This window comes from Actinokineospora enzanensis DSM 44649, from assembly GCF_000374445.1.
Classification (GTDB): domain Bacteria; phylum Actinomycetota; class Actinomycetes; order Mycobacteriales; family Pseudonocardiaceae; genus Actinokineospora; species Actinokineospora enzanensis.
In genome coordinates, this window is the sequence record NZ_KB894431.1 from 87,906 (window position 1) to 114,489 (window position 26,584).

Annotated in this window: 17 protein-coding genes; 8 read left to right on the top strand and 9 right to left on the bottom strand. The window is 67.7% G+C overall.

Annotation, left to right across the window (positions count from 1 at the left end; genetic code table 11):
• The first annotated feature begins 149 nt into the window (after positions 1–149).
• Positions 150–1,097 carry a helix-turn-helix transcriptional regulator gene (locus C503_RS0127925; protein ID WP_026316770.1) on the top strand — a complete coding sequence of 316 codons (948 nt, stop codon included), beginning with the start codon at positions 150–152 and terminating at the stop codon, positions 1,095–1,097.
• A 158-nt stretch (positions 1,098–1,255) separates the two neighbouring features.
• Here the strand turns inward: C503_RS0127925 and C503_RS0127930 are convergent, their stop codons facing one another.
• Positions 1,256–1,732 (bottom strand): DUF6326 family protein, encoded by a 477-nt coding sequence (locus C503_RS0127930; RefSeq protein ID WP_018685521.1) that lies wholly within the window; start codon positions 1,730–1,732, stop codon positions 1,256–1,258.
• Positions 1,733–1,894: 162 nt separating this feature from the next.
• Here C503_RS0127930 and C503_RS0127935 point away from each other — a divergent pair, with 162 nt between their 5' ends.
• The 5 genes from C503_RS0127935 (at position 1,895) to C503_RS0127955 (ending at position 10,102) form a co-directional block, all read left to right on the top strand.
• The gene (locus C503_RS0127935; protein WP_018685522.1) at positions 1,895–3,037 is read left to right on the top strand and encodes a sensor histidine kinase; all 1,143 of its coding nucleotides are present in this window, start codon (positions 1,895–1,897) and stop codon (positions 3,035–3,037) included.
• Positions 3,034–3,690, top strand: a complete 657-nt coding sequence (locus C503_RS0127940; protein WP_018685523.1) for a response regulator — start codon at positions 3,034–3,036, stop codon at positions 3,688–3,690. The genes C503_RS0127935 and C503_RS0127940 overlap by 4 nt, the downstream gene beginning before the upstream one ends.
• Positions 3,691–4,487: 797 nt before the next feature.
• The gene (locus tag C503_RS0127945) at positions 4,488–6,527 is read left to right on the top strand and encodes a tellurite resistance TerB family protein (protein ID WP_281170537.1); all 2,040 of its coding nucleotides are present in this window, start codon (positions 4,488–4,490) and stop codon (positions 6,525–6,527) included.
• Positions 6,524–7,867: an ATP-binding protein gene (locus tag C503_RS0127950; protein WP_018685525.1), complete on the top strand. Its 1,344-nt coding sequence runs from the start codon at positions 6,524–6,526 to the stop codon at positions 7,865–7,867. The genes C503_RS0127945 and C503_RS0127950 overlap by 4 nt, the downstream gene beginning before the upstream one ends.
• A 3-nt stretch (positions 7,868–7,870) precedes the next feature.
• Positions 7,871–10,102: a DEAD/DEAH box helicase gene (locus C503_RS0127955; RefSeq protein ID WP_018685526.1), complete on the top strand. Its 2,232-nt coding sequence runs from the start codon at positions 7,871–7,873 to the stop codon at positions 10,100–10,102.
• Here C503_RS0127955 and C503_RS41150 read toward each other — a convergent pair.
• The 4 genes from C503_RS41150 to C503_RS0127975 are packed head-to-tail and all read right to left on the bottom strand — an operon-like array spanning position 10,092 to position 18,331.
• On the bottom strand, positions 10,092–11,381 hold the full coding sequence (locus C503_RS41150) for a Wadjet anti-phage system protein JetD domain-containing protein (protein WP_018685527.1): 1,290 nt from the start codon (positions 11,379–11,381) through the stop codon (positions 10,092–10,094). The genes C503_RS0127955 and C503_RS41150 overlap by 11 nt on opposite strands.
• Complete coding sequence (locus C503_RS0127965; protein WP_018685528.1) at positions 11,374–15,513, bottom strand: TIGR02680 family protein; 4,140 nt, start codon at positions 15,511–15,513, stop codon at positions 11,374–11,376. Before C503_RS0127965 ends, C503_RS41150 begins: the two co-directional genes overlap by 8 nt.
• Entirely contained in the window at positions 15,510–16,730 is a 1,221-nt protein-coding gene (locus C503_RS0127970) for a TIGR02678 family protein (RefSeq protein ID WP_018685529.1), read from the bottom strand. Before C503_RS0127970 ends, C503_RS0127965 begins: the two co-directional genes overlap by 4 nt.
• On the bottom strand, positions 16,727–18,331 hold the full coding sequence (locus C503_RS0127975) for a TIGR02677 family protein (RefSeq protein WP_156893570.1): 1,605 nt from the start codon (positions 18,329–18,331) through the stop codon (positions 16,727–16,729). Before C503_RS0127975 ends, C503_RS0127970 begins: the two co-directional genes overlap by 4 nt.
• Before the next feature lie 251 nt (positions 18,332–18,582).
• Between C503_RS0127975 and C503_RS48960 the strand changes: the two genes are divergently transcribed.
• Positions 18,583–18,954, top strand: a complete 372-nt coding sequence (locus C503_RS48960) for a PIN-like domain-containing protein (RefSeq protein ID WP_425393537.1) — start codon at positions 18,583–18,585, stop codon at positions 18,952–18,954.
• 488 nt (positions 18,955–19,442) lie between these two features.
• Here the strand turns inward: C503_RS48960 and C503_RS0127990 are convergent, their stop codons facing one another.
• Complete coding sequence (locus C503_RS0127990) at positions 19,443–19,697, bottom strand: hypothetical protein (protein ID WP_018685533.1); 255 nt, start codon at positions 19,695–19,697, stop codon at positions 19,443–19,445.
• 141 nt (positions 19,698–19,838) lie between these two features.
• Here C503_RS0127990 and C503_RS0127995 point away from each other — a divergent pair, with 141 nt between their 5' ends.
• A complete protein-coding gene (locus C503_RS0127995) occupies positions 19,839–20,465 on the top strand; it encodes a helix-turn-helix domain-containing protein (protein ID WP_018685534.1) in 627 nt (208 codons plus the stop codon).
• 4 nt (positions 20,466–20,469) lie between these two features.
• Here C503_RS0127995 and C503_RS0128000 read toward each other — a convergent pair whose 3' ends face one another.
• From C503_RS0128000 to C503_RS0128010, 3 genes are all read right to left on the bottom strand, one after another.
• Positions 20,470–23,457 (bottom strand): diadenylate cyclase, encoded by a 2,988-nt coding sequence (locus tag C503_RS0128000; protein WP_018685535.1) that lies wholly within the window; start codon positions 23,455–23,457, stop codon positions 20,470–20,472.
• 130 nt (positions 23,458–23,587) lie between these two features.
• Positions 23,588–24,727 (bottom strand): tetratricopeptide repeat protein, encoded by a 1,140-nt coding sequence (locus C503_RS43690; protein WP_018685536.1) that lies wholly within the window; start codon positions 24,725–24,727, stop codon positions 23,588–23,590.
• A 66-nt stretch (positions 24,728–24,793) separates the two neighbouring features.
• Entirely contained in the window at positions 24,794–26,305 is a 1,512-nt protein-coding gene (locus C503_RS0128010) for a diadenylate cyclase (protein WP_084477350.1), read from the bottom strand.
• Between the last annotated feature and the right edge of the window lie 279 nt (positions 26,306–26,584).

The following is a 26,584-nucleotide window of genomic DNA, read 5'->3' on the forward strand; positions in this document are numbered from 1 at the left end:
GAAGGTTGCCGGAGCTGATGTCGGTGCACCCCCGACGGGCCGAGGGACGCCACGGCCGCGGCGCAGTGGGGCCTGTCGGTGAGTCATGTCGCCATCCTGCCGACCAAACCGGTCAGCTCATGACCGGTTTCTGTGCCAGTGTTGTCGGCGTGCGAACCGACAGGCTGGTGGCCATTCTCCTCATGCTGCAACGGCGCGAACACGTAACAGCCGCGGAGGTCGCCCGCGAGTTGGAGGTCTCCGAGCGCACTGCCCGCCGCGACCTCGACGCCCTGGTCACGGCCGGGGTGCCCGTGTACTCCACGCAGGGCCGAGGCGGCGGCTGGCGACTCGTGGGCGGCGCCCGCACCGACCTGTCCGGGTTGACCGCGAGCGAGGCCCGCGCACTGTTCCTGCTCGCAGGCCCGGCCTCGGCCGCGACACCCGCCCTGAAAGCAGCGTTGCGCAAACTCGTCCACGCCCTGCCGGAGCCCTTCCGGGGGCAGGCCGAGGCAGCGGCATCGTCGTTGGTCACCGACCCGCAACGATGGGGGTCGAGCCGGATCGAGCGCCGACCGCCTCGCTTCCTCGACGAACTCCAGGACGCGGTGATCCGCGGCGTCCAGGTGCGGCTCGGCTACCTCGACCGCGAAGGCGCCGAAACCGAGCGAACCGTCCACCCGCTGGGCATCGTCGCCAAAGGCCCGTCGTGGTACCTCGTCGCCAACACCGAGGCAGGCAGGCGGACCTTCCGGATCGACCGCGTGTCGTCCGCCGAACCGACCGACGATCCCGTGGACCGCCCCAAGGACTTCGACCTTGCCCGGAGCTGGCGCGAGATCGCCGACGAGATCGACCGCAAACGAACGCCGCTGGAGATCCAGGCGGCCTGCGCGCCCCACGGGATGGACATACTCCGGATGGCACTCGGCGATCGACTGGAGGTGGGCGGCTCCGCGACCGACGGCCGCGTCGAGGTCGTGATCCGCGGCCACAATGAGTACATGCTCGCCGGTGAACTCGCCGGGCTGGTCGAATGGATCGAGGTGACCGGCCCTCCGGGTGTGCGGGACCACCTGGCCTCGATCGGCAACGCACTCGTCGAACGATACGGCTGAGCCCAGCCCGGAGCGTACGGTTTCGGCAACACGAGACGCTGGGCACGGGGCAGCGTGCCGTTGTTTCGTTGGCAGGGCGCGGGATTGGGGTGTCATGGTTGCTAAACTTCAAGTGTCGCCGGACTTTCCGCCGTGCGGGGCCTCCCGGCAGTTCACGCTCACTGCTGGGCGCGAACGGTTTCACGGTCCGGGCTGGTCGCCGATGCCGCGGTGCGGGGCCAAGTCCAGGCGCACCGCACGATGAAGGCGAGCAGGATCACTTCCAGTGCGACACCGAGGCCGTAGAAGTACGTCCAGGATTCGCCCACCGCGTTCAACGCCGCGTAGGGGACCTGTACCGAGGCGACTACGAGGTTCGTGATGCGGTTCGCCCGGGCGGGCAGCGTCATCGACAGCACGATCATGAAGATCGGGATCGCCATGAGCGCGACGAAGGTGGTCAACAACGTCTGGCTGACGTCGAACTCCCAGACGCGGCCTGCCTCGATGTTGGCGACGACGCCGGGCCTGAAGAAGGCGATGATGTCCACATAGGCGTAGAAGAACATGACGCCCGCCCACGCCGCGGCCAGCTTGGCCTTCACCGGGATCCGCGGGTCTTCCAGGGTGGTCGTGGCGGGTTGACGTGTACTCATCGCAGGCTCCGTTGTCGTGGCGAGGACCGGTGGGTCAACGATCGCCGAGCCCGGCGGTGGGCACATCGGCGTCGAGGCCGGACCCGCCTCATCCGTTGGGAGAGGCGGCGTCTCGTTCTTTCGGTCGGTCCCCGACGCCCCGGCGGTCTCTAGGCTGGGTGGGTGACCACCAATGCCCTGCGCTCGCTGTGGACCGAGCCCCGTGCCGTGGACGCGCCCGAACGGGTGTGGCGCGACTGGCTGCTGGTCGGGGTGTCGATCGTGGCGGCGCTGCTCGAAGGAGTCCTCCGCGACGACGTCGCCTGGCGGCCGGTGGCGACGATCGTGGCGGTCGGACTCGCGCCGGTGCTGCTGTGGCGGCGTACCCACCCGTTGGCCTGTGTCGTGGTGGCCTTCGGCACCGCGATGGCGTTGGGGCTGGCGAGCCTGCTGGGCGGGGCCCCCAACGTGGGCCTCGACACGATGATCTACATCCTGGTGCTCGTCTACACGCTGGTCCGCTGGGGCTCGGGGCGTGAGATCGTGACCGGGCTGGCGGTGGTGGCGGTGGCCGCGGGAATCGGTACCGTCGCCGACCACATCGGGCCGCCGGACGCCATCGGCGGATTCGCCGTCCTGGCGTCGGCGGCGGCGGGCGGAGCGGCGTCGCGCTACCGCGGCGAGAGCTGGCGCCGGGCCTTGGAGCAGAGCCGCGGCCAGGAGCGGGTCGGTCTCGCACGCGAACTGCACGACATCGTCGCCCACCACGTCTCGGCGATCGCCGTGCAGGCGCAGGCGGGCCGGGCGATGGCCGGGCAGCGACCTGAAGCGGCGCTCCAGGCGCTGGCGGCCATCGAAGGGGAAGCCTCCCGGACGCTTACGGAGATGCGGGCGATGGTCCGGGTGCTGCGCGACGCGGCGCCCGCGCAGTACGCCCCCCAGCCCGGCGTCGCCGACCTGGTGTCCCTCGCCCGACGCGCCCCGGTCCCGATGATCGACGTAAAGTTGCCATCTGACCTGGACGAACTTCCGCCCCAGGTCGACGCGGCGGTCTACCGGCTGGCGCAAGAGGCACTGACCAACGCCCTGCGCCACGCGCGCGACGCCTCGCGCGTGGAGATCCGCCTGGTAGAGGGCGCGGGAAGGCTGCGACTACGCGTGACCGACGACGGACGGATCGACCCGGCACGGCCGGTGAACCACGGCTTCGGGCTGCTGGGCATGACCGAGCGCGTGCAGCTGCTCGGCGGCACGCTGCGCGCCGGGCCCGCACCCGAGGGCGGGTGGACGGTCGACGCCGAACTGCCGACAGGGGTACACCGATGACGGTGCGCGTGCTGGTGGCCGACGACCAGGACCTGGTGCGCACCGGCCTGTCGATGATCCTCGACGCGCAGCCCGACATCGAAGTCGTCGGCCAGGCCGCCGATGGCCACACTGCCGTCGAGCTGGCGCACCGGCTCCGCCCCGACGTGTGCCTGGTCGACATCCAGATGCCCGGTCTCGACGGCATCGAGGTGACCAAGCTCCTCGCGGGACGGGGCGTCCCGGACCCGATCGCGGTAGTGGTGATCACGACGTTCGACCTCGACGAGTACGTCCACGGTGCGCTCCGGGCAGGCGCCCGGGGCTTCCTGCTCAAGGACGCCGGGCAGGCGCTGCTCGTCCAGGCCGTCCACGCCGCCGCCGTCGGCGACGCCCTGATCGCGCCGAACGTCACCCGGCGGCTGCTGGCCACCCTCGCCGCCAGGGAACCGTCGAGCCGACGGATCCAACCGATCGAGCCGCTCACCGAACGCGAGGAGGAGGTACTGACGCTGGTCGCAGGCGGCCGCACGAACGCCGAGATCGCCGCCGAGCTGTTCATCGGCTTGACGACCGCCAAGACCCACGTCGCCAGCCTGCTGAGCAAACTCGGCGCCCGAAACAGGGTCGAGATCGCGATGTGGGCGTACGACACCGGCCGGGCGGGGGACTGACTGGATGGTTCCCGGCCGGGTGGCGGCGGCCTGCGGTGGGTCAGCCGACGCACCTGACGTCGGGCGGCCAACGACTGGACGCCGCACAGGCCGGTGGCGCCGCACATGCGCCGATGCTCCAAGGCCAGGGTCCGCCTGGACCGCAGATCATGTTCACCCCGCATCGCGAGCTGGCCACGCCTAGCGGCAGTAGCGGCGTGCGAGCGGCTGGGCAGCGCGAAGGCCACCCGGATACCGGTCGCCGACGTCGGTAACTGATCAACCGCCTGGGGCGATGTCCGCACGGAAGAGGCACGGTGCGGGTGGCCGCGCCAGGCGAAGTGAGAGGCACGTCTTCGGTGGATTTTGTTGTCGGCTTGGTCATCATCGGCCTGGTCATCTGGGGTTTGGTCACTGTGGTCCGTGGGCCCGGTCGCCCGGCTGCGGGCAAGGCACGGCCACCGGCGACCCGATCCCCGGTCCGCACCCCACCGCCCACTCGGGTTCGTACCCCACCACCCACTCGGGTTCGTACCCCACCACCCACCCAGGTGCGGTCCACACAGCCGAGAGAACACCGGACGGCCGCCGAGCTCCGGCATCGCCTCGGTCTGCCACCGGCAGGCGAGACCACCCAAGCGATCCCACCAGCGGGGCACTCCACGCCGACGCGGCCCGTCGCACCTACCCCTTCCCCACACGGTGTGCCCGCGAACCGAGTAGCTCCTGTACCTGGGCAAGCCCCGGTCCGACGCGCACCCGAGCCCGCCGCCAAGCCCCGGCCCGCCGCAGCGGCCAAGTCCCGGTCTTCCGAGCAAGTGTGGGTCCCGCCCGGAACCGACGTCACCGTGCAGGGACAGCCCTTGGCAGGCGGGATGCTCTACGTCGGCACCACGCTCACCACACCGCGCGGCATCCCCGATCCCGCCTTGATCGACCCCAGCCTGCGGGTGGACCACCGGCGTCCGGACCGGGCAGGCGAGTCGATGGGCTACTGGCCGTCGTACTCGGACATCTCGCCCCAGGCGCGGGCCGCGTATCTCGCGTGGTTGGCCGGTGGGCGGCGGGATCCGAAGGCCTACATCGGTTACGTCTTCCTCTACTTCTACGGTATCGAGCGCCGTCTCCTCCTGGAGTCCGACCGGTCTTCCGCGGAAGAACGCGTCGCGTTGCTCGACGAGGTGCGCAGGCTGCTGGATATGTACTCGCGCAACAAATCGTTCGCGGGTTATGCGACCAGGTTGCTTGAGGTCATGGCAGATCCGGTGCTCGACTGGGTCGGCAAGCATCCACCCGAGCCGCCTGCCGAGCACACCTACGAGCTGCCCGCCGATCTTCGCATCGGGCTCGGCCAGCACATCGCCCGCGGCGTGCCCATCCCGGTCGACTGGGCGTTCGCCTGGTACCGCGGCCACCCGAACACCTATCCGCGCACCCCGGCGATCCGGTGCCCGGACGAGTTCCGGGCGATGTTCGCGCACCTCTACCAGCGTGAGTACGGCGCGGGCCTGCGCCTCAAGCGCAACAAGACCACCATCAAGACGACCTACCACGCGGCCAGTTCCACCATCGGCACCGTCACCGTCGTCGACAGCGGTCTCCCGGACGTCGCCGGTCTCACCGCGCCGATCGAGAAGCTGCGCGACCTCGCCGAGAAGGCGACCGACGCGCTGGACGCCTACAGCCGCTACCTCGGGCGCTACCCCGACAGGCACGGGTCGCCCGCCGCCCTCGCGCTGTTGCCCGACGACCTCACGCCGCCCCCCAGCCCGGAGACCGACGCGGTGTGGGCGTGGGCGACGGCCAGGCTCGCCGACGCGCCCGACGCCGTCGTCCCCACCGCTGACCTGGTCGCCCACTGGCCGGGAGCGGCGGCCAAGCTCGCCAAGGCCGACGCAGTGCTCGTCGCCCGGCTGCTGGAGAAGCGGGGCATCGGGATCGAACCGGATGTGCGGTTCGGTGGCGGCACGCCCGCGCCGAACGGATCCGTCGTCCTGTTCCGGCGCGGCCGGGAGCACGTCGCGACCCCCAGCCCGGACTACTCGCTGGCGCAGGTGGCGGTGAACCTGGGTGCGGCGGTGGCGATCGCGGACGGCACGGTCACCGAGCCCGAGCGGCAGGCCATCCGCGACTACGCCGTCACCACGCTCGACCTGACCGAGGACGAACTGCGCAGGCTCGACGCCCACGTCGCCCTCGTGTTGGCGAACCCGCCGACCCAGGCGGTGCTCAAGCGGCGGCTCGCCGCGGTGCCGCAGCCCGACCGGACCGCGGTCGCGGGTCTGCTCACCGACATCGCCGCGGCTGACGGGGACGTGAGCGTGCACGAGGTTCGCACGCTGGAACGCCTCTACGCCTTTCTCGGACTGGACTCGGCCGACGTCTACGGCCGGATCCACGGCAGGGCCACCACGCGCGGCGATGAACCGATCGCCCTCCGCGTCGCGGGTACGCCCGCCCAGCGGGTGCCGATCCCGGCCGAGGCCGCACGACCGGCCACGTCCGGTGTCGGTCTCGACCTCGAACTGCTGGCGCGCAAACGCGCGGAGTCCCAACGGGTCGCCGAACAGCTCGCGCAGATCTTCACCGATGACGAGCCTGCCCCGCCGCCACCCGTTCCGGCGGCCCAGCTCGCCGGACTGGACGCCGAGCACACGGAGTTCCTGCGACGGCTGGTCGGGCGGCCGCAGTGGGCTCGCGCCGATCTGGAAGACCTCGCGACCGAGGTGGGCCTGCTGCTCGACGGTGCCCTGGACACGGTCAACGAGGCCGCGTTCGACACCGTGGGCGATCCCGTGTGGGAGGGCACCGACCCGATCACGATCAACGAAGACGTAGCGGAGGACATGCGCTCATGACCAGCTCCACGACCCGCCTGCGGCCCCGCGACCGGGACGCGATCATCTCGGCACTGCGCACCGGCGTGGTGCCCCGCGGCGGGTTCCAGCACATCCAGGTCGGCCGTGCGGCCGAGATCGCCGCGATGACGGCCGACGTGGCCAGGGTCGCCGACGGCGGTGCTGCGGTCCGCTTCGTCATCGGCGAGTACGGGGCGGGCAAGACCTTCTTCCTCAACCTGGTCCGCTCCATCGCCGCCGAGCACAAGCTGGTCACCGCCGCGGCCGACCTCACGCCGGACCGGCGCCTGCACGCAGGCGGCGGTCAGGCCCGCTCGCTCTACGCCGAGCTGATGCGCAACCTCGCCACCAGGTCGAGCCCCGACGGCAACGCGCTCGCGAGCGTGGTCGAGCGGTTCGTGACCTCCGCGGTGAAGGACGCGACCGCCGAGGGCGTGGCGCCGCGCGTGGTCATCGCCCGGCGGCTGGACACGCTCTCCGAGGGCGTCGGCGGCTATGACTTCGCCCAGGTCATCGGCGCCTACTGGCGCGCGCACGACACCGGCGACGAGACGCTCAAGCACGCCGCGATCCGCTGGCTGCGCGGGGAGTACACCACGAAGTCCGACGCCCGCGCCGCCTTGGGCGTGCGGACCATCGTCGACGACGCGAGCGTGTACGACCAGCTCAAGCTCATGGCGCGGTTCGTCCGCCTCGCGGGCTACGGCGGTCTGCTGCTGTGCCTGGACGAGATGGTCAACCTCTACAAGTTGGCGCACACCGGCGCGCGCAAGTCCAACTACGAGCAGGTCCTGCGCATCGTCAACGACTGCCTGCAGGGCAACGTCGAAGGTCTCGGTGTGTGTTTCGGCGGCACTCCCGAGATGCTCATGGACACCCGGCGCGGCCTCTACAGCTACGAGGCGCTGCGCAGCAGGCTCGCGGAGAACACCTTCGCCGTCGGCGGCCTCGTCGACCACTCCGGACCGGTGCTGCGGTTGGCCAACCTGACCGCCGAGGACATGTACGTCCTGTTGGAACGGTTGCGCACCGTCTTCGCCTCCGGCGACCCCGCCGCCCACCTCGTGCCGGACGAGGCGTTGTCCGAGTTCATGCAGCACTGTTCGCAGCGCATCGGTGACGCCTACTTCCGCACGCCGCGCAACACCATCAAGGAGTTCGTCAACCTGCTCGCCATCCTGGAGCAGAACCCGGGGACCGACTGGCGACAGCTGATCGGCGCGGTGCGGGTCGAGACCGAGACCAACACCGACCTGGAGCCGCTGCCGAACGACGACACGGCGGTCGGGCAGCCGCACGCCACCGACGACGGCGACGAGCTGGCCGCATTCCGGCTCTAGTCGATGACCGAGTCCAGCTTCCCGCTGTTGCACCCGGCCGTGCAGCGCTGGGTGTACCTGAAGGGGTGGACGGACCTGCACCCGGTGCAGAACGCCGCCATCCCCGTCGTCCTGCCCGCCGACCGGGACGTGCTGATCGGCGCCTCCACGGCCGCGGGCAAGACCGAGGCCGCGTTCCTGCCGATCTGTTCGAGCCTGGTCGCCGAACCCGGTGGCGGCGGGGTCGACGTGCTCTACCTCAGCCCGTTGAAGGCGCTCATCAACGACCAGTTCCGCCGGGTGGAAGGGCTCTGCGAGAGCCTCGACGTCCCCGTGCACCGCTGGCACGGCGACGTCGCCGGATCCAGGAAGGCCGCGCTGCTCAAAGCGCCCAACGGGATCCTGCTGACCACACCGGAATCCCTGGAGGGGATGTTCGTCCTGCGCGGCACCAAGATGGCCAAGCTGTTCGCCGCGTTGCGCTTCGTGGTCGTCGACGAGCTGCACTCCTTCATCGGCAGCGACCGGGGCGTGCAACTGGTGTCCCTCCTGCACCGCCTCGACACCACGATCCGGCGCCAGGTACCGAGGGTCGGGCTGTCGGCGACCTTCGGCGACATGAGCCTCGCCGCACGGCAGCTGCGGCCGGGTGACAGCTATCCGCTCGCCTTGGTCAACGCGCCGGGAGATGGCGGGCAGGAGATCCGGGTCCAGGTACGCGCCTACACCGACGGCAGACCCGATCCGGGCGGGGCGATCATCAGCCCTGCCAAGAAACAGATCGCGGCACACCTGCACGCCCGGCTGCGCGGCGGTACCAACCTGGCGTTCGCCAACTCGCGCTCGGCGGTGGAGGAGTACAGCGTCGAGCTCGCCAGACTCAGCGAGAAAGCGGGCCTGCCCAACGAGTTCCACCCGCACCACGGCAACCTCGCCAAGGAACTACGCGAAGACGTCGAGGCGATGCTGCGCGACATCACTCGCCCGACCACCGCGGTGTGCACGACCACCCTGGAGATGGGGATCGACATCGGCGAGATCGCCCAGGTAGCCCAGCTCGGCCCACCGAGCACGGTGGCGTCGCTGCGGCAGCGGTTGGGACGCTCCGGCCGCCGTGCCGGGCAGCCCGCGATCCTGCGCGCCTACGTCGAGGAACGCGAACCGGACTCGCGCACCCCGCTCGTCGACCGCCTGCACCCCGACCTCGTCCAGACGTGCGCGGTGATCGACCTGCTGTTCGAGTCCTGGTGCGAACCGCCGGAACCGGGCGCGGTCCACCTGAGCACCCTCGTCCAGCAACTGCTCTCGACGATCGCCCAGTACGGCGGGGTGTCCGCGAGCCAGGCGTACCGAGTGCTGTGCGGTCGGGGTGGCCCGTTCCACGAGGTCCCGACCTCCGCTTTTCTGCAGTTGCTGCGGGACCTGGGCGAGCACGAGGTGATCACCCAGATCGCCGACGGCACACTGCTGCTCGGCGATCGCGGTGAGCAGACCGTCAACCACTACACTTTTTACGCGGCGTTCCACAGCCCCGAGGAGTACCGACTCGTCGCGCACGGCCAGACCCTGGGCACGATGCCAGTGGACTTCCCGATCTTCCCCGACATGCCCCTCACCTTCGCGGGCCGCCGCTGGCGTGTGCTTGGGCTGCACGACACCGAGAAGATCATCGAGTTGGCACCGTCGCGTGCCGGTAACGCCGTCCTCTCCGGCACGGGCGGGTACCGAGTGCACACCCGTGTGCGCCGACGAATGCGCGACATCCTCGGCGGCGACGGCGATCCGGCCTATTCGGACCCGGCCGCGCTCCGCCTGCTCGACCTCGCCCGCCGCACCTACGAACGGTCCGGACTGGCGCGAGCGGGTGTCGTCCAGGACGGCGCGGACGCCTTCATCCTGCCCTGGGTGGGGGACAGGCAACTGGCCACGCTGGCCGCCATGCTCCGCGCCGACGGCATGCAAGCCGACGCCGGGCGCGTCGCCATCACCGTGCCCGGCACCCGGGTGGACACCGTGCTCGACCTGCTGCACCGCGTCGCCGCCGCCGACGTCGACGCGCTCGGTCTCGCGAGCACGGTGCTCGAACCCAAGCTGGGCAAGTACGACGACTGGCTGGGGCCGGAACTCCTGATCGCACAGTACGCAGCCCGCATGCTCGACATCCCGGGTGCACGCGCCGCAGCCCTGGCCGTGCTGAACGGTCCGGATCGGCAGGTCGGCCACCAAGCTGAAGATCAAGTCCGTACTATCGAGTGAACGATTCCTCACCACAGATTTTGACGATGTCACGAAGCTGGTCGGCGAGGACCGGCATGACCCGGTCGTAGACTTCAAGGGCCTCCTGTTCCACCCGGTGCCCGGTCACCGCGATCCGGGCCGCCAGTGGACGCAGGCTCGGCGGACCTTCCTTGGCCAGGCTTTCCGCTCGCTTCCGCCATTCCTCGCGAACGTCGGGTTCGTCGTGGCGTTTCGCCGCGACTTCCCAGAGTTCGGGAGTCATACCCACCGGGAACACCTCACACTCGGCGCGCTTCATGATGTCCTGAACGATCTCTATTCCGCTGGGATCGAGGTCACACCAGGCGGAGACGGGTAGATGCGAGAACTCCCGCACGAACTCGACGAGGCCGTCGGAGGCGAACCCCTTGATCCAGACACAGAGCCACTCTTGTGGACTGTCGGTGTGTATGCAGACCTGGTTGAAGTTCTCCTGGTTCTCGATCAACAGGATCCCGTCGGCGTCACCTTCGAGCCTTCCGAGACGCAGCGCGGCGTGGGCGGGAATACTGACCCAGGGGTTGGCCGTACGAGCATCGACGATGACGTCGTCAAGTCGCCATATCAGTGGCCCGCGTAGCCGGATCTCGGTGTCGGGTACTTCGACTGCCTGGTCGAACGGCAGGCAGACCAGGTTCTGGAAGGCGAGCTCGCCTTGATCGGTCCATCGTTTGGCGCCACCCAGGGCCGACACGGCCAATCCGTGCTTGGTCGTGCGCTCCCCGGCTTCATGCCGGGGCCACCACGTAGCCGCTGCCCGGATGGCGGTCTCGTATGTGCTCCACGCCCCGGCACGGGTCATGGAATCCGGCGGGACTTTACTTGTCGAGCCGGGTGGCAACTCGTCCAGCAACCGGTACTCGTGGGCCAACTGCCGCACGGGACGCATGATGTCCAGAAGTTCGGTTCGCTGCCGCTGAACACGCAGTCTGTTCTGCTCGTCCTTCGCACGCTTGCGCTCGGACTGTGTCACGACCGACCCGAACACTCCTTCCACGAGATCCTGGAGACTCATCGAGTATCGGCTGGCCCGAAGCGACTGCTCGGCCCGCCGAAGATCGATCCGGTGAGCCCGCACCGCAGCGAGTCCGAAGAGTTCGACCAGCTCCCGCCGCTCATCCTCGGTCAACGGTTGGTCCAGGAACAGCGGGCGTGCCGTACCGCCTCCGCGTACCAACTTGTGATGGAGCGTGCGCAGGAATGCTGTCGGACCGGGCTTGTCCGCCCAGTCACGCAACACCGGATCGAGCTCAATCATCGAACAGCGTGCCTCCGTCCGCCTCGGGTTCGTCGGCCACCAGCGCAGGGTCGTCGAGTCGGTGGCTGGTCTCGCCGTCCCAGATGAAGGGTGTGGTGAGCACCCCCGGAACCGATGGATCGCGGTACAGGCTATAGGTCACCAGGCCGGGCACCTCACGATGGAAACCCCATTCATCATGGCTGGCCAGGACGAAATCGAGGTCGAGATCGGTGAGTAGGCGCATGCAGTTGCCCCGCATTTCCGCGTCGATGCCCGCGAATGCCTCGTCGAGGTAGACCGGGCGGGGTGCGGTCGCCGCAGCAGCCTTGTAGTGTGCCGCAGCGGCGACGAACAACGGGAGCTGCAGCATGACCGCCTTCTCCCCGCCCGATCCTTGTTGGTGAGTTGCATCGTTGAGAGCAGACCACCTGTCGCCCAGGCCTTTGCGGACCTCCAACGTGAAGCGTGACCACTTGCGATAATCCAACGCCTCACGCAGATGCACCCGCCAGTCGCCCACGAGATCACCTTCCCGTGCCTTGCGCACGCGATCGGCAAGGAAGCCGACCAATTGATTCCTCGACTCGTCGTCGAGAAACCTGGCGGACCGCGTGTCGAGCAGGTTGATGGCCCGGTTGACGTCGGTCCCGGCCTCCGGGTCGGCCTCCCACACCAGTTTCATCTGCAGGCCGGAGGCCGTGGTCGAGTCCCTCAACAGGTCGTTCATGCGATCGCAGAGGCTCATCGCCTCGACCCGGCACTGGCGGAGGTGTTCGCCCATCCGCCCCAGCAGCACGTCGGCGAACAGCTCGCGCTCGCGGTCGTCGAGGTAGCCGCGGCGGGTGTCGACCTCGGCCTCGATGATCGCTCGAAGCCCGGGGACGGTTTCCTCGACGCCGTTGTGGGTCACCCGCACCACGAAGAGATCACCGTCGTTGTCGCCCCATGGGCGCCAGTCCGGTCCTTGGATCCGCATCTGCAGATCGCGGAACCGCTCGTCGACCAGATTCCGTCCCGCGTTGCGACTTTTCTCGGACAGGTCCTCACCGCGCAGGGCGTCCTCGGCCCTTCGCGCGTCGTCGACGCTCTGGGTGAGGGTCGCCGGTTCGTCGGCCCGCTGTCCGAACAGTTGGGCGAGTTCGAGGAAACCGTGGTGGCGGAGCTTGTCGTATTCATCGACGGCGGCCGACCGGTCCACGGCACGAGCCCGGCGATCCGATTCGATCAGTTCCAGGCGACCGCGGGCCACCCCAAGCCGTTCCGCGGCCTGCTGATTGTCCTGTCGGACGCCCTCGATCTCCTTGTCGGTCGCCGCCAACTTGCCCTTCGCCCGACTCAGCTCGGCCATGACTTGCCCGATTTCCGCGCCGATCAGCTCGTTGCGGGACTCGAACTCGGCCGTGAGTTCAGCCGCCTCTGTCGTCAGAGCCCGGTGTTCCTGCTCGGCCGCCTCGTGCCTGTCACGTTGCCGTTCCACCCGTCCCAGTGCCGAGGCCAGTGCGGTCCGCCTGATCATCGCACGTTCGCCGACCGCGGTCATGTCGACCACGGATTCACGGTACGCGCCGAGCGCGTTGCCTGCTGTCTCCAGTGCTTCGGCGGATGTCCCGAGCGAGTGCTCGCTCGCGTAGGTGGTGAGCTGCCCGGTGGCGGTTGCCAGCACGACCTGCCTGGCCCGCAAGCGCTTCTCCGACTGGCCGAGTTCCACGGTCAATCGGCCGGCCTCACGCAGCGTGACATCGACGGCCAACCGCCACTCGCGGACCTGGTCGTCGGCGGGGCAGCCATCACGTTCGGCACGCAGGCGTTCGAGCCTGTCGTCGAATGCCGAGATCATTCCGTGCAGCGACTCGATCTTGCCCTGTGTCTCTGTCAGGAGTTGGTCGAGATGAGCCAGGGCGCGCCGTCTGGACTCTGCTCGCGCGTTCGCGCCGATATAGCTCGCCCGTCCTCCCTCGGTCCTACCCGTCAAGGGACCGATGGACCAGCCGCCGTCTGCGCTGACCCAGGTTCCAGGCCCCGCGAGATCGGCTGCAGCAGCGAACTCGATGCTCTCCAGGAGGCTCACGACCACGTCGGTAGGGACTTCGCTGTCACCTGCCGGTCGAAGCACCCCGACCAGGGAGGTGTGTTCGGTGGGAGTGGTCGGTCGGAAGAAGGTGTCCAGCGTATCGGGTCGAAGGGCCGCTCCACTCGGAGTCACCCAGGCGTCCAACAGTCCGGCTCCGAGCAACGCGGCCTCGACCTGGTCCTGAACCGGTTGTGGCGTGCCGTCGACGAAGTCCACCAGGCTCCACAGGGGCGCCCCGGGAAGAGTGTCCCCGGCGCGGTCTCGCCTCATCACCAACGGTGGTGGCGGCGGCAACTCGCGCTCGGCCATCAGCCGATCCCGTTCCTCACCCAATTGGTCACGGTGTCGCCGCGCGGCGACATGATCCGCCTCCACGGCTGCCCTGGCGGACAGCAAGGCGAGTTCCGTCTGGTTGGAACGGGACCGCACGGCGGTGAGCAGTGACGGTGCTCCCGGCTCGCCCGCGCGGGCCACGGCGTCGAGCAGCGAGGCGAGGTCCAGATCGTTCCACAGGTGCTCTCGACAGTCCTCCAGCCAGGACGCCACAGCTGTGCTCACAACCTCGACCGCCGCGGCCAACTCACCCTGCCGCCGGGTGACCTCCTCCGCCGACTCGTCACGTCGGGCGGCGAGGTCGTCCCGGGTGGCCTGGGCGCGATCGAAATCGCCCTGGGCCTTCTCCACCGCCCGACGCAGTTCCCGGGCGTGCCGGATGGCCGACTTCCTCGCGTCGATCACGGTCTGCAGCAGCACCCGGACCGACTTCGGGTCGGTGCCCAGCCGCTCGACCTGCAGGTCGTGCTCGATGCGGAGTCCACTGGAGGTCGCTTGTTCCGCCGCGCGTGACACCGCCTCGTGCAGTTCCTCGATCGCGCTGTCGAGGTCGCCCTGACAATCGGCGCGTTCTTGTTCGATTCCTTCGAGTTCGCGTTCGGCCTCGGTCAACCGGTCTCGTGCGATACCGGCCTGCCTGCGCGCGGCCGCCGCCTGCTTCTCCATCGCCAGCAGCTCGGCGTGCTGTTCCACCTCGGGACGCTGCTCCAGAGCCCTGATCGTGGCGACGTACCGGGCGCGGTCCAACCCGAGTTCCTCGGCTCGCGCGCCCAGGTCGGTGACCGTCTGTCGAGCCTCGGCCAAAGCCTCCGCGGCCTTCCTGCCCTGTTTCGTGACGTCGTCGTAGCGGGTGACGGCACCGCGGACCTTCGCGGCGACGAACCGGACCATGCGGCGGGCATACGTGCGGTACGCGGTGAGGAAGCGATCGATCTCCTCGCCTGCGGTGATCAGAGACTGCAGGTCTTCCTGTTCCCGGGCCAGTTCGTCGAACCCGCGGGCCAGTTCGTCGACCAGGATGTGATCGACCGGCGGGAGGCCGTCGCTCAGAATGCCGGTCAGTCGGTCGACACCGAAGTTCTCGCTGAGTTTGGGCCTGCGGAGCGTGATGAGCAGCTCGACCAGCGATCGGAACCGCTCGGCGGTCAGACCGAACAGACGCCTCCCGACCTCTCGGCGGTAGGCGTCCGCGGTCTGGAACACGGCATTCCTGCCGACTCGCTCGACCAGGTCCCGTTCGTTGGCAGGCCTTCGCCCGCTGTCGTAGAGCCGGAGATCCAGGCCGACTCGCTTCTCGGTGAGGAAGTACCACGCGTCCGGGGCGCCACTCTTGGTGGCCTGGGCGCGCATCCCGGCGCCGATCGTGATGAACTCCGTGTCCCCGTTCGCGCAGAGCCTGCCGTACTCGCACCAGACGTACCCGATCTGGTGCCTTCGATCACCGTAGAGCAGGTTGTCTCGCATCGACCTCGCCGCGGTGCCGAACGGGTCGAGTCGGCGGGCGGTCAAGTTGGCATCGAACAGGAAGGGACTGGTCACCTCCAGCACCTTGGTCTTGCCGCTGCCGTTGCGACCTCGCAACACCATTCTGCCGTCGTGGAAGAAGAACTCCTGTTCGTCGTACTGCCAAATGCCGATCAGTCCCATCCGCAACGGCTGGAAACGTCGACGGTTCGGCTTGGGGAGGTCGCCTTCCAGGAGCGCGGCCAAGGCCGCATCGATACTCGTGATCGGCGTGTCGGTCATGACTCCGTTCCTTCAGGGCTGTCCGGTGCGGCGAGGTCATCGAGCAGTCGTCCACCGGACACAGGGGGCATCGGTGTGTCGGCCGAGGGGCGGAATCTGCCGAGCGCGGGCAATGCCCGCACCCCGTCTCCTGCCGGTTCGACCAGTCGCAGCGCATAGAGCACGGTCAACGCGGCGCCGAGTACGGACTCGGGAGTCACGACACCTCCTTCGATCGTCTTGACCCGGCCCGCTACCTCGCCCGCCAGCCAGCTCGCGAGTTCCTCCAGCCTGTACCTGGCGATCACCGCGGCGGAGTCCGTCCCGACTCCCGGTTCGGCGGCCAAAGCGCCGGCCAGCAGCAGAGCGGCGAACTGCGGGGTGCGTTCGGCAGGGAAGCGGAGGTCGGTGAGTTCCTCGTCGATCACCGCAGCGCCCTCGGCGCGGATCTCCACTCGCACGTCCAGCACCTGCTCGACCTCACGGACCAGCGCGTGCCGCTGTGACTGGTAGTAGGTCAGCTCGTCGTCGGTCAACTCGTGCACGTACAGCACGGGCTCGTCGACGAGACGCCGCATGATGCCGTGACGGCGGCGGCGGTTGTGGCCGCTGGCCGTGTCGGGCAGCGGTTGCGCGGTCATGCCCGTGGGCGTGCCCGCCTTGGTCGGTGGAACCGGGCACGCCAGGATCAGCGCCGCCGCCCGATGATCCACGTCGTAGATCGCGTTGCCCTCGGCCTTCTCGTAGGCCCGTTCGTCCTTCTCGGTGGATGCGGCATCCCGGGTATGCACGAGCACCCCCTGGTCGACCAGTAACCGCAACGCGCGGACCAGATCACGCCGATCGCTGAAGACATCGGAATCGAACGAATTGATCTCCGGCCGGGTGCTCGCCAACGCTCCGACCATCTCGGCGATCTCGCTGATCACGACTTGGTCGCCGCATTCCTCCAACGCCGCCAGAATGAGGCAGTACAACACACAGGTTCGTTGTGTCGGCGCGTCGTGTTCGCCGCACCGCGTCCGAGTGGGAACCTTGTTCAATCGGATGACATCGCGGTCGACGACGAGCTCCCAGCCCAGGTTGTGGTCGAACCACTGCTGGAGTCTGGTCCGCAACTCGGGCCTGCGGACCGCCGCGGCGATATCGGCTGCTTCACCACCCGCTCTCAGCAGCGGGCGGGTGAGCAGCATCCGCGCGGCGCGCCGCATGTCATCCAGATCCTCGTCCGCGGTCATCGGATCCCCTGACTGCGATCGATCACGGTCAGCTCGAAGTCCTCCATCGCGAGATCACCTCGCTGCGTACGGACGGTGGCCCCTCGTCGGGAACTCCCGCGGCGCAGGACGATGTCCAACCGGCCGTCCCCGGTCCGTCCCCGGCGCAGGCCGTGGGCATCGGGTCGGGCTGCGAGCACGACGTTGAGGCAGCCGAGGAGCAGATCCAGTTCGTTGTCAGCCAAGCATGGCAACGCGGACATCCGTACCGGTGACTGCCGTACGAACAGCGCGACCGCCGCGTCCACGACAGCCTGTTCCCCAGCGCGGCGGGCGGCCAACTTTCGCTTCGCGGCCTTCGGGTCGCCCACGCCTGCGGGACGCCCGGTGGTGGCCTTGGGACCGTGCTTACGCAGCCTGGGCTCGACAGGCGCTGCCGGTCCATCCCACCAGCTGGTCTTGGGGCGCGCGTCCAGATCGCTCTCCCGTGAGTGCGCGGCGCCGATGTGGCGCGCGGAATACATGCCGAACGCGGCGCGCCACATCATGGCGCGATCCACCGGATCCGAGGTTCCGGAGAACCAGGTGGCCAGGGTGAGCAGGTCGGCGGCGCGGTTGACCTTGCGGAAGCGGCGATCGTTGCGGCGCCGCACGATGGCCACGATGTGGTTGACCGCTTCCGCCGAACGATCCTGCAGGGTTTGCGCCACAGGTGGGCGATCGTGCTCCCCGAAGAACCAACTCCGGAGTCCGCGCCACTGCTCGTCGAGCAACCGCGTGTCCTGCTCGACCACCTCGACAATGGACATCCCGAGGACGGGTGTCGCTTCCAGTCTGGCCAGTTCCGGGAACAGCAGCACGATTCCGCCTGCCTCGGCGTCCTCGATCGCCTGGGTGATGGGCGCGGCGTACTGCAGCAATGCCATCACGAACGTACGCAGGTAGAGGACGACAACATCCTTGTAGGCGAGGAAGATCTCGTCGTCGAGATCGGTGCCGGGCTCCAAGGCCCGGTTCAACCCCTGTACGAAGAGCTTGGCATTCTCCGAGAGCTGGGTGAATCCGTTGAAGACTCGCTGGACCGTCCCGTAGACGGCTGTCTTCCGCGCCCTTTCGCGGCCGTGCCCGTCGGGAGCCTGGCCAAGCTGCGTAACCAGCAAATTCAGCGAGCTCAACACCTCCGGCAGCATCGACGACTGGAGCGCGCCCGCGGCGCCGAGTTCCTGGTCGATCGCGGTGAGAGCGCGGTGCACCTGGGCGCCTGCGGGGGTCAGCTGGAACAGGTAGTCTTTTTTGAGGTACTCCTGGTATGACCCTTTACGGTGGGTGTTGTGAATGCGATCCACGTTTCCCCACTCGTGGAGGTTGCCAAGCAGCCGCTCCACCGGCGGTAGATCGTCGCGCTGGGTGTGGCCCGCCAGCTTGTCGAGTACACGACTCGCGATCTCGGCAGTCGGAAGATGCAGGCCGAGCCTCGACTCTTCTTCGAGGAGTACGTCCAGCACGAGCCGATAGAAAGCCGCGTCACCGTTGTCCAAATAGGCCACGACTCGCATCCGACCGGGAAGTTCACCGATCGTTCGGCCTTGCTGGTGAATATTTGCCTCGCCATCGGTGGCCACCGCCGACAACGCGACACGCCCTGCGGTGGATTCCTCGGGTTCCAGGTTGCACCCCCTGATAGTGTCCGGCTCGGATCGTTTCCCCGGAACACCCGGCAGGGTACCCCTCCTGGCGCCGGTGCGGCGTACAGGATTCGGTCGATCGTCGTCAACCTGTCTTCGGAGGTGTCGTGCAGAACCCGTCGGCGTTGCCTCGCAGTCCGTTGTTGCTTCCGGACTGGCGCGGGCTGCGAGATGACCTCGACGCCGCCGTGTTCGTCGCAGACTCCTGTGTCTACCTCGGTTTATACCGGTCGCCAAAGGAGCCTCGCGGCGAGTTGCTGGCGGCGCTTCAGGCCATCCGGTCGAGGTTGTGGGTGCCCAACCAGGTCCAGGTCGAGGTGCTGGACAATTCCATGACAATATCGTCGGCCATCTTGCGTGACGTGCACGAGGAAGCCGACAGGTTCGGCCAGTCGATCAACAAGGCGGTTTTCGGCGTCAAGCGGACCACCCGACACCTGTCCGTGAGCGACTCGACCACAAGGACGGTGGCTGGGTCGAGCATCGGAACGGGTACCTGCGAACCCACTCAGTCCTCGCCGAGGAGTTCGCCGCGGCTGCACATGCTCCCTTCCACGTGATGGGCACGTCGGATCTGGAGTCCTACACGCGTGGCTTGGCCGAGGTGGACGTCTGGGAAGACGAGCGCGACCGGAGCACGGCAATGGACGGGGCCGAGAAGTGTGAGCTCAAGCCGGTCAGGTCATTCTTTCGCTGACTTTCACCGAGCGGGAACGCGGTCACCGATGGGGGCGTCGAACGGGCCTACCCGGTTTCGACATCGTCTCGGACACTTTCAAGATTCTTCTCGCGGTGGGTCGGGCTGGAAGCCACGTCGGGCGTCCGTTGGCCGAGTCGGCGATGATCCGACCGAGGCGCTCCCGCTCGATGGCCACATCCGCGTCGCCGTTGACGGTCCTGGTGAATCGTGCCGCCACGTTGGCGAGCCGTGCGCCTGCCCGACGTTGTTCCGGAGCCTGCTGCCGATCGGTAGAAACGACAGTAGTAGGCAGCCTCGCTCGATTCGGGCGAGGCTGCCTGTTCTGCGGTCGCGTCAGAAAGAGGCCGTCTAACGTCGAAGCTTGCCGTGCTGAGTGAAGATCGCGTGTGCGGTCGAGTGGTTGAGCGCCTGGGCTTGGTGCTCAACCCGCAAGTGGTCACAGATTTCCGCCGCACTCCAGTCGGGGTGGCGGTGCATGTGGTCGATGAACAAGTTCCGCACCGCCGGATCGACCGCGCGCACGCTGCTTGGCGGATCCGGTGGACGGTCGGCACTGTGGATCTCGGAGTATGTGCGTCGGCCGGTGTCGTCATCGTAATTCATGGGCATCACCTCACCCGTCGACGCTAGGAACGCGGACACACGCGGGTCCATGACAGGTCTGGTGGCAGGGCACTGACATGGTTGGCGTGTCCGCACCCGCCGCGGCGGTCAGGGACGATGATCTGTCGGTGCGGTCGCCGGATGGCCGCCGGGAAGGAACGCTGCGTCACCGTGGTCGCTCCGATCCTCGTCGTCGACCCGTTGCCCCTGTATCGGCGGGGAGTGGCCGCGGTCCTGGCCGCTGCCGGTCATCCCGTGGAGACACACGCCGACCCGCTGGCGTGGGTGCGCCAACCCGGCGATGTGGTCGTACTGCTGACCTTGCTCGTCGAGCATGACTGGGACGTACTTCGGCGGTTGTGTGCGTTGGCGGGTGCGCATGTCGTCATTGCGGTGCTCGACGGTGGGACGACGGCAGGGGTGCGGGCGCTGCGCTTGGGGGCACGGTCGGTGGTGCCGAGGGCCGCGACCGGGGAAGTGCTGCGTCGGGCTGTGGTGGGGACGATCGAGGGCCAAGCTGTGATGCCCGCCGCCGTGGCCGCCGAATTGGTGGCGGGCGATCGCTCGGACACGGTCCGACCGGTGTCGACGGAAGAAGTGGCATGGCTGCGTCAGTTGGCGGCGGGAGTGACGGTCGGCCGGTTGGCGAGCGCGGCCGGGTATTCCGAACGGGCTATGTTCCGCTTGCTACGCGGGGTTTACCGACGGATGGGGGTGCGCACCAGGATCGAGGCGATCATGCTGGCGCGAGAGTCCGACTGGTTCTGACCTGTCACAACATGTCGAGCGCGGGTTTGAGTGCCTCGGGGTGGCCAAGTTGTTCGATCATGTACCGCAGTCGCCCTAGAAAACCGGGCAGGGCAGGAATGTCCGGCCGGAGCCCGGCCTGGAAGGCTACGAGAGCAGCGGAGATGTCGTCAGGGGCGGTGAAGTTCAGACCGCACAGCGCGTAGCCGAGAAGCAGCCAGGCGGCGAAGTCGTCGCCGTTGTGTTTCACCCGGCCTGCCGACTCATCGCGCAACGCTTCGAACTGGGTCCTTGCTTCGCGGGTATCGCCGGTCAGATGGGCGGTCAACGCTCGGAGGGCCAACACCATGAGTGCCTGGTGCCTACGCTGGGAGGGCCAAACCAGCCCTATCTCCCTCCTGGCAGCGGAGGGTTGGCCCATCGTCAGGTACACGAAGCAGAGGGTGGTCCGGGCCTGCGCCAACACGACCGGATCCCTTTGATCCAGTGCCAGGTCGATGGCCATGTTCGCGGATACTTTCGCCGATTCCGGATCATCGAGGTACAGTTGGACCTCGGCCCGGCCGTCGAGTGTCGCCGCTCGCAACAGGCCGAGCGGATGTCGCCTCGCATCGGTTTCGGCCATATTCAGGAAATGCCCGGCTCGTTCGGAGTTCCCGAGTTCGCTGTGCCAACGAGCAAGCCGGAGGGCAGCGGAAACGGTGTTCGACAAGAACATCGGCGAGCCATCTGTTTCCGGGAACCCCGGCCGCTCTCGGATATCGGTGATCTTCTCGGCGGCATGCAGGGCCAGGTCATACCTGCCGAGGCGGCGATGACAGCTGGCGATGCCTTCCAAGGCTTCCAGTTGCGTCGACAAGCTCTGGCACTCCTCAGCGCCCTCACGGCCCATCTCGTAGTAGGTGAGTGCCATCGTCATGTCGTGACACTCCCATTCCAGCGTGCCGAGGTTGTTGTAGATCTTGGCCACGCTGAGGCCGTCATTGGCCTCCAGTGCCATGCCCTGCGCTTCCCGAAGGCAGTCTGATGCTTCCTGGTACCGCTGCGCGGAAAGATGGATGATACCCAGCGCATTCAGGTTCGCCTTGCGCAGGTGGTGGTCATCCAACGCCGCTCGCAACCGCTCCCGACTGTCCAACAACAGGTGTTCGGCGTTCCATTCGCGAACAACCCCGTTGATCGATTCCACCACCTCGTACGCGGAACTCGGAGCATCAGCCAGGAGTCGTGCCTCCAACGCGGCGAAATGTGCCCGGAGTTCGTGCACATTGCGGGGAACTGCGACGAACTGCGACTTGAGCAACATCGCCGCGCGGAGATACATGGTCGACGCTGGTGGCTGGTCCTTGTGCCGCAGGACCAGGACGGCGTCCTCCTCCGGCAATGAGTAGTGATCGCCTGCCACGCGGTAGATGATCCGGTGGCGCGCCAGGGTGGACAACGCCTCCTCGACCTCGGCGGCTGTCGCGCTCTCGACCAGATTGACAACCAGGCTCGACGGTACCGCTGTGCCAAAGGCCGCCAAAGCCCGCAGTACCGCGCGTTGCGACGTTGTCACGCTCTCGACCAAGAGGTGCATGAGCTCGGTGAGCACGTTGCTCGCTTTGAATCGGCTCAGGTGGTCGGCCAAGGTGACCGGGTCGAACCTACTGTCGGCAACGACCACCACGGCGTGGGCCAGCTCACCGAGCCGAGGATTGCCTTGCCACCGTTTGTGCAGGGCTGCCCAGTTTTCCGCTGTGAGCCGGTCGAGGTCCCAGCGCCCGGCGGGTTCCAGGGTTCGGAGGTAGTCGCGGAAGTGCTCTTGGGACAATTGGTCGACGGTGATTTGCCGCCCCGGTGCAGACCACGTGCCACCGCTGGGCGAGACCGGGTCGGCCTGGGTGACCAGCAGCACGGTCAGCAGGTGTTCCGATGTGTCGGCTATCATCTCCAACGCCTCGTCCAACTGCGGGTCCATGAGATGATTCGTCCTCGGGTCGAGCAGGTGGTCCGCCGAGTCGATCATGACCACCACCGGTGCGACAATCCGCCCTAACGCGGTTTCCAGCCGCACGAGCGAGGATCTGCCGGAGTCGCGCGACGGGTCTGGGCCACCCTCCACGTAGTCGATGAACGTGGCGACGTCCAGCCGGTTCGTGGCATCCGCGCGGTGTCGAGCCACCCGCACCCCGTCGTTCCGTAGCTTCTCCAGCGTCTCGTCCGCGATGCGCGTTTTGCCGATGCCCCGCGTGCCGCGCAGCACGGACACACCCCAAGGGCCGTTCACAACCAGATCTCGGAGGTCCCGCACGTAGTCTTCGCGGTCGACGATGGCGGTTGATGGGTGCCCGGTGTCACCGTGGACCACGGAGAGCGGCCGCAGGTCGATCGCCCGCACATCCGCGACGGCGAGTGAAAGCCGCCGCTTGGCCAGTGACTCCATGATCGCCGTTCGCTGGAAGCGAAAAACGTCGGCTTCCCTGCCGAGCTCGGTCAGATGTGCCTCCAGACCGGCTCGCACCCGTGCCAGCTCGGATGACCGTTCCGTGAGATCGCTGTCGAGTTCGCGCAGCGCCGACAGGTACCACCCGGTGCGTCTGATCAACTCTTCGTACGTGCGGAGCTCGTACTCGTCATCCCCGAGGAAGAGGGTGATCTCTTCGCGTTCCGCGCTGACGACAACAACCGGATGGCGTGTCTCCGCGGCGAACCGCTTGCTGTTGAGATGTCTGGTACCGCCGTCGGTGAGCAGGGCGCTCCGAGAAGGGCGCAGCATGGTCCGCATCCGGATCACCCGGTCCAAAGCGGTGTTGAGGATCATCGCCCCGTGCTGCTGCGACCCGTCGTGGATCAAGGCGGAGGTGACGTTCAGCTCGATGGGCATGCCCCCGTCGAGCAACTCCTCGTGGCAGTGCTCGCAGCCCAGCACCACCGCGGTCCCCCTACCGCTTCCCCGGACGCGTTCAAGTCCCTTCCGAAGTTGCTGACCGAAGGCCAGAACGGGGGGCAACTGCTCAGGGTGGTCGGCCATCGAAGCTCCGTCCGCGCCGGCTGGGCTTTGGTCCACAGACGGGGCATCACGCTAGCCGGTCGATGCGGACCACGGGTGCAGAATGTCCTTGTCGCATGTCACGCATCCTGCGCGTGGAGGTGTGGCCGGATTACCCGATCGTGTCGGTGAACTCGGTGAGTCGAGCGCGGAGTCGTCGGGTGATCGGGTCATCCTCGGGGAACAGGTCGAGGGCGGTACGCATGGTCGCGACGCCGGTCTCGACGGCACCCGCCAGGCATTGCGCGTAGCCCATGTCGCTGAGGGTCAGGGCTTGGCCGTACTGGTCGCCCAGATCCACGCGTTGGTTGTAGGCCTGCTGGTACAGCTCCAAGGCGATGTCCAGTCTGCCCGCGTCGCGGTGGATGTTGGCGGCGTTGGTCCTGGCCCAGGCCATACCGCGGTGGTAGCCGACCTCGGTGAAGGCGGTGAGAGCCCGTGTGGAGTGCTCCAGCGCCTCGTCCAAGTGGCCCGCGTCGCGGTAGATGCCGCTGAGGTTGTTGTGGATGACGCCCTGTTCCTGACGGTCGGCCGTCTGCTCGGCCACGTGGAGCCCGCGCAGGCACAGCACGGCGGCCTCGTCGAGCCGACCGCGTTCCCGACAAGCCTGTGCGTAGCGGCCCGCGACCCACGCGACACCGACGGCATACTTCAGTTCCTCCCAGGTCGACAGCGCTTCCCGGAAGCAATCTTCGGCGAGTTCGTGCTCGTACCGCTCACGGTGGGCGACACCGAGCCTGGACAGCATCGTCGCGACGCCGTGGCGATCCCTCTCGGTGCGCGCGGAAGCCAGACCGGTGGTGTGGGTACCGATCCAGTCCGACCACATCTTCGTGCGGTAGAAGTACTCGAACAGCGTCGCTGCCAGGCGCCAAGCCAGGTCGTGCAGACTCCACTCTGCCGCCTGGTGCACGCAAGCGACCAAGTTGGTCCGCTCCGCGTGCAGCCAGTCCATCGCGGCCGTCGCGTCGGAGAACTCCATACCGGGACCAGCGATCCCCAAGATCTCGGGGTGCTTCACATCGAACAGCCGGTCAGCGTTGGCGGCGCTTGCCAGGTACCACGTGATCACCGCACGGACCGCGGCGGTCCGGGTGTCGCCCGACTCCTCCGTGCTGATCCGCTCGATGGCGAAGAGCCGCAGCATGTCGTGCGCGCGGTACCGGCCGGGGCCCACGAGTTCGACGAGGCTGACCTGGTGCAGCCCGGCCAACGCCTTGCGAGCCTTGGCCGTACCCAGACCGGACAGCACCCCTGCTGCCTCCGCGCATATGGTGCTCCCCGCGAACAGTCCGAGGAAGCGGAACGTGAGCGCCTGCTAGTCGGTGAGGTGACGGTAAGAAGCGATGAAGACCGGGCGTAACGCGGCCGCTGGATCTTCATCGTCGAACAGGTTCAATGCGTTGTCCGCGCGTAGTTCGGCGATGAACGCCGCGACGTCGGCGTACTCGCCGCTTGCCAGCCGTTGCCTCGCGATCCGCAGCGCGAGCGGCAGATGTCCGCATAACCGGGCCAGGTCGGCGACATCGGGATCGGCCTCCTGCCCCAGCAGGATCATGGCCTCGTGCGACGGCAGCGGGTCGAGGTCGATGACCTTTGCCCCCTCCCGGCTGACCAGTCCGCGCAACCTCGTGCGACTGGTCACGACGACCGCGTTGCGGCCGCTGGGCAGCAGGAGCCGAACCTGCTCGGCGTCCTTCGCGTCATCCAGCACGACGAGCATCCGGCGATCGTGCATGACCGAGCGGTACAGCGCGACCCTGCTCTGCAGGGAGTTCCCCGTCACCAGCGCCGACATGCCGAGAGCGGACAGGAATCCGTCGATGACCTCGTCCGGCTCCGCTGTACGCGCAGTTGGATGGTATCCGCGCAATTCCGCGAAGAGGACACCGTCGGGGAAGCGGTCCTCGTGCACGGTGGCCCAGTGCACGACGACCGCAGTCTTCCCGACACCGGGTGTGCCGACCACGCAGTGCACCTCGGGTATGTCCGCGTCGGCCATCTCGGTGAGGCGCCTGAGGGCAACGGCCTGATTCACCAGCTCCCGAACGGTGAAAGGGAGCTGTCGAGGCGTCGGTTGAGTCGGTGCCGGGGACGGCAGTATCAGCGACGTGATCGTTCCCGCCTGTACCACCGTCTGCGCGAAACCGGCCATCTGGTTGCTCACGCCTTTGATGACCGGGGCGGCAGGTGTCAGGTCGGTGCCCGGCCAGGCCTTGTCGACCCGCGACATCAGTATCTGGCATTCGGTCCGAAGCGTTCGCCCCGATTCACCCAGTTCGTCGAGGAGTCCGCTGAGTTCCCGCAGCGTTGTAGTGACGGTGTCATGATCCGACGTATCGCGATTGGTTCCCAGGGTCCGGACGAGGTTCATCCGGTCGTCGATCTCGCCGCGCAATTCGACGCGTTCACGGAGGCGGTGACCACGGCCACCGATGAACAGCGTTATGGCCCGCTGCTCCTCACTCACCACTATGACCGGGTGGCCGGACTGAGCCGCGAACCGCTCGGCTGTGGCATGTCTGGTTCCACCAGCCGACGACGGCGTCGGGTCCGGCTCCAGCCTGGTGTGCGTACGAACGACTCGGCTCCAGTCCGCGTTCACGACCAGTGCGCCGTCACCACTCGTCGCACGCAGGATCACCTCGCTGGTGACGGGCTGGTCCGTGACGACACCGTTGCCGAACATCGATTCATGGCAGGAACCACACCCGAGGACAACGATCGCGCCCCGCCCCTGCGCGCGGACCAGTTCGACACCCTCACGAACCGGCGAACCAAAAGCCAACTTCACCCTGAGTTCGTCGAGAGACTCGTTGCGTGCCGACATGGGCCCTCCGGTGTTCGGGAGCAATCGTCGCGCACACTCTCCCACCCACCGAGTATTGGCACGCCCGTAGTGAGGTCCAGGTGGTCGCCGCTGGGCGCTTCCGACCGGCTCACATGATGCTCGGCCAAGACCGATGAGCACCAGCTAGTGCCGCATCAAGCAATGTTGGGTAGGTAATCAGGTCTGCGGATCTTGGAGTTGACCGCGAAGTGTTGTTTGGGTGTGGCGTGTTTGTTGGTCCAGCGGATGTAGCGGGCGATCGCGGTCTCTTGGGCGGTG